Annotated in this window: 11 protein-coding genes and 5 tRNA genes; 7 read left to right on the top strand and 9 right to left on the bottom strand. The window is 36.2% G+C overall.

The features are described 5' to 3' along the window. Window positions 1–25: 25 nt before the first annotated feature. The 6 genes from Bccel_RS18555 to Bccel_RS18530 all read left to right on the top strand — a co-directional run bounded on the left by Bccel_RS18555 (window position 26) and on the right by Bccel_RS18530 (window position 7,044). Window positions 26–1,858 (top strand): discoidin domain-containing protein, encoded by a 1,833-nt coding sequence (locus tag Bccel_RS18555; protein WP_036936684.1) that lies wholly within the window; start codon window positions 26–28, stop codon window positions 1,856–1,858. A 25-nt stretch (window positions 1,859–1,883) separates the two neighbouring features. Further along, window positions 1,884–2,873, top strand: coding sequence for a lysylphosphatidylglycerol synthase transmembrane domain-containing protein (locus tag Bccel_RS18550; RefSeq protein WP_036936687.1), 990 nt, complete (start codon window positions 1,884–1,886; stop codon window positions 2,871–2,873). 59 nt (window positions 2,874–2,932) lie between these two features. Then, window positions 2,933–4,246, top strand: coding sequence for an NAD(P)/FAD-dependent oxidoreductase (locus Bccel_RS18545; RefSeq protein WP_036936690.1), 1,314 nt, complete (start codon window positions 2,933–2,935; stop codon window positions 4,244–4,246). Window positions 4,247–4,282: 36 nt separating this feature from the next. Beyond that, window positions 4,283–5,131 (top strand): carbohydrate binding domain-containing protein, encoded by an 849-nt coding sequence (locus tag Bccel_RS18540; protein ID WP_152966045.1) that lies wholly within the window; start codon window positions 4,283–4,285, stop codon window positions 5,129–5,131. A gap of 96 nt (window positions 5,132–5,227) precedes the next feature. Then, window positions 5,228–6,013 carry a carbohydrate binding domain-containing protein gene (locus Bccel_RS18535; RefSeq protein ID WP_050753620.1) on the top strand — a complete coding sequence of 262 codons (786 nt, stop codon included), beginning with the start codon at window positions 5,228–5,230 and terminating at the stop codon, window positions 6,011–6,013. Window positions 6,014–6,078: 65 nt separating this feature from the next. After that, window positions 6,079–7,044, top strand: a complete 966-nt coding sequence (locus Bccel_RS18530; protein ID WP_036936696.1) for a glycosyltransferase family 2 protein — start codon at window positions 6,079–6,081, stop codon at window positions 7,042–7,044. Window positions 7,045–7,223: 179 nt separating this feature from the next. Here Bccel_RS18530 and Bccel_RS18525 read toward each other — a convergent pair. The 4 genes from Bccel_RS18525 to Bccel_RS18510 all read right to left on the bottom strand — a co-directional run bounded on the left by Bccel_RS18525 (window position 7,224) and on the right by Bccel_RS18510 (window position 7,589). After that, window positions 7,224–7,308, bottom strand: a tRNA-Tyr gene (locus tag Bccel_RS18525). Between the two features lie 3 nt (window positions 7,309–7,311). Continuing rightward, window positions 7,312–7,387 (bottom strand) — tRNA-Thr (locus tag Bccel_RS18520). A gap of 14 nt (window positions 7,388–7,401) precedes the next feature. Beyond that, window positions 7,402–7,478 (bottom strand) — tRNA-Asp (locus Bccel_RS18515). A gap of 36 nt (window positions 7,479–7,514) precedes the next feature. Then, window positions 7,515–7,589 (bottom strand) — tRNA-Glu (locus tag Bccel_RS18510). 279 nt (window positions 7,590–7,868) lie between these two features. On the opposite strand from Bccel_RS18510, the gene Bccel_RS18505 reads away from it, so the two are divergent. Continuing rightward, complete coding sequence (locus Bccel_RS18505; protein ID WP_036936699.1) at window positions 7,869–8,915, top strand: DUF5050 domain-containing protein; 1,047 nt, start codon at window positions 7,869–7,871, stop codon at window positions 8,913–8,915. Window positions 8,916–8,982: 67 nt separating this feature from the next. Here Bccel_RS18505 and Bccel_RS18500 read toward each other — a convergent pair. The 5 genes from Bccel_RS18500 to Bccel_RS18480 form a co-directional block, all read right to left on the bottom strand. Continuing rightward, a tRNA-Lys gene (locus Bccel_RS18500) sits at window positions 8,983–9,055 on the bottom strand. 100 nt (window positions 9,056–9,155) lie between these two features. Continuing rightward, the gene (locus Bccel_RS18495) at window positions 9,156–10,427 is read right to left on the bottom strand and encodes an adenylosuccinate synthase (RefSeq protein ID WP_036936702.1); all 1,272 of its coding nucleotides are present in this window, start codon (window positions 10,425–10,427) and stop codon (window positions 9,156–9,158) included. Between the two features lie 196 nt (window positions 10,428–10,623). Further along, a complete protein-coding gene (locus tag Bccel_RS18490) occupies window positions 10,624–10,830 on the bottom strand; it encodes a DUF1858 domain-containing protein (protein WP_036936705.1) in 207 nt (68 codons plus the stop codon). Between the two features lie 260 nt (window positions 10,831–11,090). Next, window positions 11,091–11,636, bottom strand: a complete 546-nt coding sequence (locus Bccel_RS18485) for a Fe-S-containing hydro-lyase (protein WP_036936708.1) — start codon at window positions 11,634–11,636, stop codon at window positions 11,091–11,093. A gap of 20 nt (window positions 11,637–11,656) precedes the next feature. Then, window positions 11,657–12,499 carry a fumarate hydratase gene (locus Bccel_RS18480; RefSeq protein ID WP_036936711.1) on the bottom strand — a complete coding sequence of 281 codons (843 nt, stop codon included), beginning with the start codon at window positions 12,497–12,499 and terminating at the stop codon, window positions 11,657–11,659. Window positions 12,500–12,508 lie beyond the last annotated feature (9 nt).

The following is a 12,508-nucleotide window of genomic DNA, read 5'->3' as shown; positions in this document are numbered from 1 at the left end:
CTCTTTAAGGGGGATAACTGACAATATGGAACAGAATATTAAAGGAAAGCCTGGAAAGAGTAAAGGTTCAGGCAGTGAAAATATCAATAAAAAAGAAAAGAAGCCTGCATTTAAAATATCCATTAAAATATTGCTGATTATACTTTTTGCTGTAACCGCATTAAGGATGCTTTTTAACTTGCTGCCTTGTTACAAGATAGATATGGGAGGATACAGGTATTGGGCGGGTTTCCTTGCAGACCCGGAAAACAGCTTTAAAGATTTCTATAGAAATACTCATTGTGTGTATGGCCCGTTTTACATGTATTTCCTTTTCATTACAGGTAAGCTTGGGGCAACAGAGTTTTTTGTAAAATTCTGGTCTGTGCTTTCTGATATAGGCGGAGGTATTTTAATTTATCTTATTGCTAGAAAGTACAATAAGGAAAAGCTGGGATTAATTCTTGGCATAATATATGCATTTAATCCTGCGGTAATTTTTAACTCCTCTATTTGGGGGCAGTTTGATTCTTTTACTGCAACCATGCTATTGACAGTTGTGTTTCTCTTCAACTGCAAAAAGACCTATTGGGCAGTGTTTGCCTATGGAGTAGCGGCACTAACCAAGCCACAGACTATAGCAATTGTGCCTATGGTAGTTTTCCTGTATTTTAAGGATTTTCCATGGAAAAAATATATTGAGTTCAAAAACAGCAGGGATAAAGCTGTACTTAAATCAGCAGTTTTTGATACATTTAAAAAGCTGGCTATTACAGTAGCTGGATGTATGTTGATTTACGCCATTTTGGTATTACCATTTTACAGGGAAACATCATTTTACTTCCTTAAGGATATGGAGGTTTATGGAAGCACAAACTCCGCTGCAAACCTCGCACAAAACAAAGAATTCAAAGCATCAGGGGAAGAGTCCGAAAAGTATATTGCGAAGAATGCCTCTGATATGGATGAAAATACGGCATGGTCTTCGGAGCATCTCACACACCAGTGGATATATACTGATCTTGGTGAATCCACTGAGATTAACAGGATAGTCTTAAAGTGGGGTTGGGAATATGCTAAAACGTATGATATTCTGGTTTCAAATGACGCAGTGAAATGGGATTTGGTATACAGTGAAAAAGTTGGGAAGAATACTTCAAATTACAGCGGTAAGCTTGATCATATAGATTTGCAGCCTGTCAAGGCAAGGTATGTTAAAGTGGAATGTAAAAGCAGGCCATTTCCTTATGGAATGTTTAATATTGATAAAAATACTTCGACTATTAGTAAAGCAGCATTTAAATTCACAGATTTCTATTTTTGGCTTGTTCATCAGTATTCAACGAGCCTTAATGATTACCCTTATGCAACCGCTAATGGATTTAATTTCTGGACCATTATGGATGGTCAGACTACATCGGATAAAGAGCCTTACTGGTTTGGATTGAGTGCTCTTGTATGGGGATATCTATTGTGGGGAATTATATCCGTTTTGGCTATAATGCTTCTTGCCATAAAGAAAAGAAGTGCTATGGCACTTTACTATGCAGGATATATTCTAACTTCAGGAATATTCGTATTCGCAACTAAAATGCATGAAAGGTACTTGCTGCCCGCAATTGTTTTTGCCATGGTTACAATCTTATGGGATAAAAGAATGATAATACCAACAGTTTTCATAACTATATGTTCATTGATCAATCATTGGTATGTTTATTTAAAGGGTAACAATGACGATCCTTGGGTACCACAGCAGGATAGTATAGCTGATTCTGTTGCATGGGTTACCCTTATAGTGATGATTGCTTCCATTGGATATACAATATGGCTGACTGTAAGGCAGGATAAAGGAAAAGAACAGAAACGGCTTGCACGTTAATAAGTAATTTTAAAAGGACGATAAAATGAAAAAGATTAAAAACTTGATTGGTATTGCTATTAGTATAGTATTGCTATATTTACTGTTTAGAAATGTAGAGTTTAAAAAGCTTGGAGATGTTCTTCTAGGTATAAATTACCTTGTTATCGTTCCGGCTATATTGCTTCAGATAAGCAGCTATTGGGTGAGAAGCCTGAGGTGGTCAGCGATGCTTGGAAGCATTAAAAAAGTTAAAACTTCCAGCTTGTTTCCTATAATATGTATCAACTATATGGCTAATTCCGTACTCCCTTTAAGGGGAGGAGATATTGTAAGGGCTTATCTAATTGGCAGGAACCATAATATAAGTAAAACTGCCGCCCTTTCAACAGTGATTGTAGAGAAGATTTATGACGGAATAACGCTGCTTCTTTTTATGGGAGCTATTTCACTGGTTTATCCGTTTCCAAAATCAATAAAGAGTTTGGGACTAATCGCAACAATTATATTTGCCGGTGCTTTGCTTTTTACGATTTTTGTAGTTCTGTTCAAGGAACGTGCATTGAAACTTGTGAAATTTATTACAGGGTTGCTTCCTGAAAAGATTGGCACTAATATAATGAAAATAACAACTAAACTTATCGAAGGGTTTGACATTATCAAGGATAAAAAAAGCTTAATGCCTGTAATAATGTATTCCATTATCATATGGGCATTAGAGGGAAGCCTTGTATTAACTATTGCTGTTGCATTTGGGGTTGACAATGTGTTTTATCTGTCAGTGTTTACCCTTGTGGTAACTAATTTTGGAATAATGATTCCATCTGCACCTGGTAACCTTGGAACATTTGAGGGAGCATGCAGTACAGCCCTTAATGTTTTTAAAATTGCAGGCAATACTGCAATAGGTTTTGCTCTGGTATACAGGGTATTTTTATACGTACCCGTAACTACATTAGGATTTATATTCCTATTAAAAGAGGGATTGTCATTATCCTTGGTAACATCAATTAGAGATAAGAAGCTGGAAAATTAAGAACAAAATGAAAGTTTAGAAATTAAAATTTAATTTTAATATATTTAACGGAGGCCAAAATGAAGATTGCTGTTATTGGCGGCGGTGTAGCCGGATTATCAACTGCTTATTATATCCAGAAAAACTTCTCCGCACAAGTGGATATATATGAGAAGTCCTCTGATATTGGGGGATTGGCGGGGGTATTCAAGCTTGGCAATACTCTTATAGAAAAATATTATCATCATGTTTTTACCCATGATAAATATCTCATGGAGCTTATAAGCGAGTTAGAGCTTGAAGATTCTTTAATGTGGATAAAAACCAAAATGGGCTATTATTGTAAGGGAAAGTCATACCCCTTTGCTACGCCCATTGATATAATGATGTTTAAGCCATTGAGTTTTATGGACAGAATAAAGCTGGGTATGTCTTCACTTATTATATCAAGGCATAAGTACAATGATGAACTGGAAAATATAACTGCAGAGCAATACTTGATAAAGTACGCAGGAAAAGAAGGCTGGGATAAGTTTTGGAAACCCATGATGAAAATAAAGTTTGGGGAAAATTTTAATAAGATTCCTGCGGTATGGATTTGGGAAAGAATTGTCCAAAGGGTGAGATCAAGGACAAAAGGAGCTAAGGATGAGGTTCTCGGTTATATGCAAGGAAGCTTTTACACACTTCTTAAGAGGCTCGCTGATGAAGCAGAGAAAAAAGGCGGGAAAATCCATCTAAACTCCGAAGTTCAAGAGATAATAGTGGAAAATGGAGTGTGCAGAGGTATAAGGGTTAATAACGAAGTAAAAAACTATGATTATGTAGTGTTTACCCCTGCACTTCAGCATTTTGTTGATGTATGCAAAAACGCACCTGAAGATTATATAGCTCCTTTAAGGGTAGTAAAATATGATTGTTCCATGATTGTGGTTATGGTACTTAAGGAAAAGCTCAGTGACTTCTATTGGCTCAATGTAGCTGATGATGAAATTCCTTACGGAGGACTTATTGAACATACCAATTTTATTCCTAAAGAGGTTTATGGTGGGAAAGTAATAGTGTACTTCTCCAAGTACTTGAATGTAAATAGTGAATATCTAAAGATGAGTGATGAGGAAGTAAAAAACAATTATATTAAACACTTGAGGAAGATATATCCAGACTTTAAGGAGGATATAATTGAAGATTGCCTGATATTTAAAGACAGGTATGCACAGCCTATTTGGCCTATGAATTACTCAAAAATAAAACCCAAATATAAAACACCAATAAAGAACTTATACATGGCTAATACTTCACAAATATATCCAAATGACAGAGGTATAAATTTTAGTATAAAGCTGGGAAAAGAAGTTGTAGAATCTATGGCTGGCGAAATTTTAAACAAGTAATCAATTTTAATAGTTTTAATTATAAAAGGAGGCATTATGATGTTAAAGAAAGGTATAATATTAATTTCTATCATTTCAGTACTTTTTGCAGCAACTGCATTTATTGCTTACGGTGATGAGGGGAATATTTTAAAAAATCCAGGATTTGAGGAAGTAAGTGGACAACTTCCGGCTAACTGGGCACCTGATGTTTATCTAAAGGATGCTGATGCTGGTAAAGTATCTGTAGAAGATGGAAAAGGGCGAAGTAATTCAAAGGCTCTGGTAATAAGAAATACTAAACTTAATGATTCAAAAGTGTTTCAGGATGTACAGGTTCAGCCGGGCAAAATTTATAAGATCAGCAGTTGGATAAAAGCAGAAGGGATATTAAACAAGGCCGGATCGGCAAATTTAACATTACTGAACGGTAAAGGTATTCACACATCTGTGGAATACTCCGATACAAAGAATGATTGGAAAGAACTATCATTATACATAAAGATGACTGATAGTGATAACTTGAAGGTTGGGTGCAGATTAGGAGGTCAAGGAACGACAAACGAAGGGACTGCATACTTTGATGACATGTCTGTTGAACTTATTAATGAAGTGCCGCAAGGCGTAGTGGTTAATGAGTTTCTAATTCCTGGCTCTGATTCTTCAAATAGTGAAAAAAGCAGCAGCACTACAGAGGAGAAAAAATCATCGGGCTCATTTAAAATAGTACTTATAATTTTATTAATTATTGCTGTTTTAGGTGCTTTGATGTATGCTGAGATTAAGTACTCCAAAAAAGCAGCAAAGAATGGTGATGCATCAGAAAATGATAAGGCAGATAATAAGAAAGACAAGAAAACTGAAGAGACTGAAGAAGAATTCGATGAAGAGGATTATGATGAATAATCAGATTAAGCTGGATGACAAGAACATTTATCATCTATATATGTTTTGAAAAAGACTTTGCCATAGCATATTAAGGAAAAACTGGGGGTTAATACGATGAAAAAGTTAGTAATGGCTATAATAATGATAATATTAACGTTTTCTGCAGCTTCAATTTATGCTGAAGGTAATCTATTAAATAACCCTTCATTTGAAGAGGTTAACGGTGAGAACCCAACCGGCTGGGAAACATGGGGATATAACAGCGGATCAGTGTTTAAATTGGAAGATGGTGCAGGTCACGATGGTAAAAAGTATGTGTCAATAACAAGTGAAAATGAAAATGATGCCAGATATAAGCAGACTGTAGCTGTGAAGGAAAATGCCACATATAAGCTTTCGTGCTGGGTTAAGACAGAGAATGTAGGATCCGAAAGAACAGGCGCAATTATTTCATTGCTGGATTATGTGTTCTCATCTAAAGATTTAAAAGGAACTAATAACGAGTGGCAATATGCAGAAATGTATTTTAAACCTGGTGCCGGCATTAATGGTGTAGTAGTAACAGTTAGCCTTGGCGGACATGGTAATATGAATAAGGGAAAGGCATATTTTGATGATTTATCCCTTGAGGAGGTTACTAACGTTCCAAACGGAGTTAGCGTAGCTCCTATCGAAAAAAATAAGCCTGCTGAGAATACAGCTTCTGGTGGAAAAAAATCTAACAGCATGGGGACGATTATAGTTGTTATAATAGTTGCACTTATAGTTGTAGGACTTATAATATATATAGTCTTTACTGCTTCCAAATCCGGAAAAGCTAAAAAGACTGACGACCAAGACGATTATTATGATTCTGATGATGATGAAAATAATAGTGATGATTATGATGAATATGAATAAGCGAAATTAGGTGTTATCCCAAATTAACGGGGCAATTGGGCATTTCAAAAAAAGGGGGCTTTTAGATGTCGGATTCTGTGATATATTCCGTTGTTGTGCCTGTTTATAATGAAGAACAGGTTGTGCTTGAAAGCTATAAAAGATTAAAAAAGGTTATGGATTCAGTTAATGAGCCATATGAAATAATATTTGTTAACGATGGAAGCAGGGATAAAACCGCGTTTATAGTTAATGAAATATGCGAAAAGGATAAAAATATAAAATTCCTTGATTTCTCAAGGAATTTTGGTCACCAGATAGCAATAACTGCAGGTATGGATTATACAGAAGGAGAAGCAATTATCGTTATAGATGCTGACCTGCAGGACCCGCCTGAGGTTATTCCCAAAATGATAGAAAAGTGGAAGGAAGGCTATGAGGTAGTTTATGGAAAAAGAATAGAAAGAAAGGGAGATACATTCTTTAAGAAATTTACTGCAGCTGCCTTTTACAGATTGCTTAGAAGAATGACCGATGTGGATATTCCAGTTGATACAGGGGATTTCAGGTTGATTGACAGAAAGGTTTGCGTAGCACTATCAAATGTTGGTGAAAGAAGCCGTTATATTAGAGGATTAATAAGCTGGTTAGGGTTTAAGCAGATTGGCGTTGAATTTAGCAGGGACAAGCGTTTTGCGGGTGAAACAAAATACCCTCTTAAAAAGATGATAAAGTTTGCTTTCGATGCTATAACATCATTCTCCTATAAGCCTCTTAAAATAGCCACATATGCCGGAACTATAATATCTTTTATAGGGTTTGTATATTTGTTGGTAATTATATTCCAGGCCTTGTTTATAAAGAATACTCAGCAAGGTTGGCCTTCACTGATGGCAATAACAATTGTCTTCAACGGAATTGTACTTATGATACTTGGAATAATTGGTGAGTATATCGGAAGAATTTATGATGAAGCTAAAGGAAGACCCTTGTATATTATCAGACAGACAAAAAATATCGAAAAAGACAAAAAAGGACTCAGGGGATGGTAAATACCATCCTTTTTTATTTGCGGGAAAAATGCAGTATCTTTGATGATTAAAACCTATTCTTCTTTTTCGTTTTTCATTTCAATTCAATATTAAATTATCATGAATGTGGTAGGGTATGGTATTTTACTCCCGACAAAAAATTGAAGATCAAAAAAGCTTCCTATTGATTAGGAAGCTTTTGGTGGAGGGAGATGGATTCGAACCATCGAAGTCAGCGACAACAGATTTACAGTCTGCCCCCTTTGGCCACTCGGGAACCCCTCCATATGGAGCTGGTGGACGGAATCGAACCCCCGACCTGCTGATTACAAGTCAGCTGCTCTACCTGCTGAGCTACACCAGCATATTAAGTTTTAATGGCGACCCGGAAGGGGCTCGAACCCTCGACCTCCAGCGTGACAGGCTGGCATTCTAACCAACTGAACTACCGGGCCATATTTGAAACTGATGTATTAAACCAGTTTCTTTTTTGGTGACCCATAGGGGACTCGAACCCCTGTTATCGCCGTGAAAGGGCGGTGTCTTAACCACTTGACCAATGGGCCTTATTTTCGTCGCCGTTGTTTTCAGCCGACAAAAAATATTTTAACCGGGATAGAGAAAAAAGTCAAGCATATTTTTAAAAAAAATTATTTTTTTGTCGGGAAAGTTATGGTTATGGATAAAAAGTGTTAAATACAGCTGATTATGTATACATGGGAGTAATATTATGGCACATAGTTAAAACATTTGCCTGAAATATGATATTATAATTTATAGGGTGGAAAATTATATCCATGTTAATGCTAAGACCGAGCAAAAGATGTTAAGGGAGGGTTTCCATTGTGAATAAATATGTTCCAACAAAAAATAATAGGCGTCTGATCTTATTGGGAGGCTCATTAGCCATTCTAATTGTTAGCTTAGGCATATTTGTCATATACGGGTTTAAGCAGGAAAATGGGGCTGATAGAAGCGTTGGGAGCGAAAATGGCAATGGCATTATTAGATCAGGTGGAATTGCGGGCAAAGTAAATGATATGCATTTATCCGGCAGCACATTGTTTTATACAAATCATGGAGATAAGCTTTTTTACTTTGATAAATTATCGAATGCCGGAAAATTTGTTGCGAATATTGAGATTACCCCTGGTTCTTCATTTTTTGAAGAAAAGGGTTATATTTATTATAGTAATGGTAAAGGCATATTTGAAAGAAGTTTAAAAGATAACATATCAAAACAGCTTTTAACAGGTAAAAACATTTGGTTGAATACAGTTAACAATGGCAAGCTTTTTTACTATATTGCATTTGAGGATTCCAAAAAAGGAGGGTTTAATGAATATGAAATTCATATATACGATTTATCAACAGGTAAAGACATTGTGCTTTTTAATGGTTGTGAGGATATGTGGTGGCATATCCTTACGGTAGATAAAAATATAGTTATAGCTGATGCTAGCATGAAAAATGATTCAGGACTTTTCTTTATTGACATTGCTACAGGAACAAGAAGAAAGCTGTCAAATCTGCGAGTACATGAAGGATGCTTCCTTAACGGAAAATACTACTATACATCTCAGGAGGATAAAGGGTTATGGGGTGTAAATTTGAATACAGGCAAGCAGGAGAAAATTCCGATTCCTGGGATGAATAAAACTAACTTTTTTGTAGACCGTATTACAGGTTTCGGAAACTACTTATATATTGCAGCATATTACAATGATAACAATCACATTATAAGTGTCAACTTGCAAACACATGATACCACCATACTTGCTGATGGGTTTGGACGGGTATGGAAACTTTGTACAGATGGCAAAAGTATTTACGCATATGATACAAAATCTCCTGCAGATATGAAAGGAGAAATTACCATAATGAACAACTGATTATAAAGCTAGTTCCAAAACAAAAACCGTGTATCTCAACAATTTTGAAATACACGGTTTTATTTAATGAGCCATCCGCGATTCGAACGCGGGACACCATGATTAAAAGTCATGTGCTCTGCCAACTGAGCTAATGGCCCGTACATGTGGCTTCAGTATTGTTACCTCAGCCACACAAGTACATATGATACAGTATAATCCATATGTTTGTCAACAACTTTTTTAAAATTTATTTTAAAATTATACAACGATTGTATTGGTTCTTTTATTTCCAACACCAATTAGTTTTACTTTAACTTCAACCAGTTCTTCAATTCTGGACAAATACTTCTTAGCATTAGCAGGAAGGCTGTTAAAATCCCTAATATCAGAGATATCCTCATTCCAGCCATCAAACTCTTCATACACAGGTTCGCACTTAGATAGCTCTTCTAGAGAGGCAGGGAAGTGGTTGGTAATGACGCCATCCTTTTTATAGCTTGTGCATAACTTGATCTTTTCTAGCTTTCCTATTGTATCAACGTGGTTAATTGCCAAAGCAGTAAGTCCATTAACTCTAGCTGCATACCTGATCATGACTAAGTCAAGCCAACCGCATCTTCTTGGTCTTCCAGTGGTTGTTCCATACTCGAAGCCAAGTTCTCTGATGGTGTCTCCGATTTCATTGTCCTGCTCTGTAGGGAAGGGACCTGCACCAACCCTTGATGTATATGCTTTTAATACACCATAGACGTCATTAATATATGTCGGACCAATACCAGCACCGACGCAAACACCACCGGCAACAGGATTGGAAGATGTAACATACGGATAAGTACCAAAATCTAAATCGAGGAAAGTTGCTTGAGCGCCTTCAAAAAGTATATTTTTTCCTGACTTGATTGCATCGAAAAGAAAAGCGTTGGTATCGGTAATTTGTTTTCTCAGTATATTGGCGTATTCCAAGTATTCTTCGGTTATCTTGTCTGCATCAAGTTTTTCGCCGCCGTACACTTTTTCAATTATCAGGTTTTTTATATCAAGGTTTGATTTAACTTTTTCCCTAAATATCTTTTCGTCTATTAAATCACACATCCTGATACCGCATCTTTCGGTCTTATCGGCATAGGCCGGACCGATTCCTCGTTTAGTTGTGCCAAGACTGTTATTACCGCGGCTTTTCTCCTGAAGCTCATCAAGAACCTTATGATATGGCATAATAACATGTGATCTATCACTAATAAGCAGATTGTCTGTATTAACACCCTTTTCATTTAAGGACCTTAACTCACTTATAAGTACAGCGGGATCTACAACAACACCGTTTCCTATTATACAAGTTTTACCTGGATGTAAAATCCCGGATGGCACAAGATGAAGTGCATATTTGTTTCCGTTGGCTACTATTGTATGTCCGGCATTGTTACCGCCTGAAAACCGAACTACCAAATCGGAATCTTGAGCGAGTATATCAATGTATTTTCCCTTGCCTTCATCTCCCCATTGGGTCCCGATTACTATCTTTGTAGACATTAAATTGTGCCTCCTAATCATAAATAAACTTTATTTTGAATTAACAATTTTCCAAATATATATTATCAGATTAAGTATAAAAAGACAACATAAAACCCGAATATTATTTACCAAACAATAAATAATGTTCGGGTTGATGTGTTGAAATTATTTATGTAGCCCTTTGTGCAATATAATTAGACCATTTAAGCCAGCACTATTCTTTGGTAGCAAGGTATTCGTTCAGCTCTCTTACCAATTTTTCAGGATCTATTCCGTGAATACTGCAAGCATCTGCGATGCTTTCACCGGAAGATGAGGGACACCCAATACAATGCATACCGTTATTCATAAATATTGCAATTGTTCCTCTATCAATTTTCAATACATCAGCTATTATCATTTCGGATGTTACTTTTGCCATTTTTGTATTTCCTCCTTAAAAATTGAATTAGGTCATTTCAAAAAATGCATTATAAAATATTTTATGCTTGATATTACTAATTTAATTTAGCTTTTTAAAATGCCCAATCGACCAATTAATTATTTTTTAATACTTATATTAAAAGATCATCCACTTTTAATATAAGTTATTATACACTAAATTAATATTTTTATATACTACTTTATAGATACAGAACTGTAAAACTAAATACGACATAATTATTTATTATTTATTATTTATTATGAAAATGATTGTCGTCCTGTCTCATAAAGGTTGTTTCCAAAACAATCTATAATTACTATGGCAGGAAACTTTATAACTTCAAGCTTTCTTACAGCTTCAGCACCAAGCTCCGGGAAGGCAATAACCTCTTCTTTCACTATTGACTTGGCAAGAAGGGCACCGGCACCTCCTGTAGCACCTAAATAGACTGATTTGTAGGTTTTGATGGCAGATATAACTTCAGGAGATCGCAAACCCTTACCGATCATGCCTTTTAACCCAAGTTCAATAAGCTTGGGTGCATAGGCATCCATGCGGCCGCTGGTTGTGGGACCGGCTGATCCAATTACGTGACCTGGCTTGGCAGGGCAGGGGCCGACATAATATATGGTTTGGTTTTTAAGGTCAAATGGAAGCTCCTTGCCCTCAATTATCAAATTATATATTCTTTTGTGTGCGGCATCTCTTGCGGTATATATTGTACCTGTTATATAAACTGTATCACCGGCTTTTAGATTTATTACCACATCATCTGTTAATGGAGTATTTATATCATGATACATAATTTAAGCCTCCGGTTTATTTATAGAATTATCTCGGCATGTCTTGTTGCGTGACAGTTTATATTCACCGCGACAGGAAGACCTGCAATGTGAGTGGGAAAAATTTCAATGTTGAGACCAAGTGCAGTAACCTTTCCACCAAGACCAGCAGGACCGATACCAAGTTTATTTATACTTGAGAGCATTTCTTCCTCAAGTTCCTTTATGTGAAGAAGCGGGTTAAACTCGTTTATTGGCCGTAATAAGGCCTTTTTAGCCAGTATAGCTGCTTTTTCCATGGTGCCTCCAATACCTACACCTACTACGATGGGGGGGCAAGGATTAGGACCTGCATTACTAACTGTATCAAGTATAAACTTTTTAACACCATCTAGTCCATCAGACGGCTTTAGCATCTTTAATGAACTCATGTTTTCACTTCCGAACCCTTTTGGTGCTACGATTATTTTTAATTTATCGCCATCTGTTATGTTATAATGAATTACAGCAGGGGTATTATCTCCTGTGTTTTGCCTGATAAGTGGATCAGATACAACAGATTTTCTTAGATATCCTTTTTGGTATCCGTTCCTTACACCTTCATTTATTGCATCAGTCAAATTACCATTAACTATAGAAACTTCCTGACCGATATCTATAAATATGACAGCCATACCGGTATCCTGACAAATTGCCATGTTTTCTTCCTTTGCTATAATGGCATTTTCCAACAACTGCTTTAAGACTTCTTTACCAGTATCTGATTCTTCAATGACAAGACCGGATTCCAAACTATTGGCTATATCGTAATTCAGATAGTAATTTGCATTGATACACAGCTTTTCGACTGCTGCTGATATTTCCTCTGTGGTTATTGTTTTCATACAATCCTC

It is taken from the genome of Pseudobacteroides cellulosolvens ATCC 35603 = DSM 2933, from assembly GCF_001262605.1.
Classification (GTDB): Bacteria; Bacillota; Clostridia; order Acetivibrionales; family DSM-2933; genus Pseudobacteroides; species Pseudobacteroides cellulosolvens.
Note: the sequence above shows the minus strand (reverse complement) of the source record. Positions and strands in the feature narration are given on the sequence as shown.

Coding starts and splice junctions, on each gene's coding strand:
- Bccel_RS18545 (WP_036936690.1), top strand. CDS start 2,933: ATGAAGATTGCTGTTATTGGCGGCGGTGTAGCCGGATTATCAACTGCT.
- Bccel_RS18490 (WP_036936705.1), bottom strand. CDS start 10,830: ATGGCAAAAGTAACATCCGAAATGATAATAGCTGATGTATTGAAAATT.
- Bccel_RS18485 (WP_036936708.1), bottom strand. CDS start 11,636: ATGTATCATGATATAAATACTCCATTAACAGATGATGTGGTAATAAAT.
- Bccel_RS18540 (WP_152966045.1), top strand. CDS start 4,283: ATGATGTTAAAGAAAGGTATAATATTAATTTCTATCATTTCAGTACTT.
- Bccel_RS18555 (WP_036936684.1), top strand. CDS start 26: ATGGAACAGAATATTAAAGGAAAGCCTGGAAAGAGTAAAGGTTCAGGC.
- Bccel_RS18530 (WP_036936696.1), top strand. CDS start 6,079: ATGTCGGATTCTGTGATATATTCCGTTGTTGTGCCTGTTTATAATGAA.
- Bccel_RS18535 (WP_050753620.1), top strand. CDS start 5,228: ATGAAAAAGTTAGTAATGGCTATAATAATGATAATATTAACGTTTTCT.
- Bccel_RS18480 (WP_036936711.1), bottom strand. CDS start 12,499: ATGAAAACAATAACCACAGAGGAAATATCAGCAGCAGTCGAAAAGCTG.
- Bccel_RS18550 (WP_036936687.1), top strand. CDS start 1,884: ATGAAAAAGATTAAAAACTTGATTGGTATTGCTATTAGTATAGTATTG.
- Bccel_RS18495 (WP_036936702.1), bottom strand. CDS start 10,427: ATGTCTACAAAGATAGTAATCGGGACCCAATGGGGAGATGAAGGCAAG.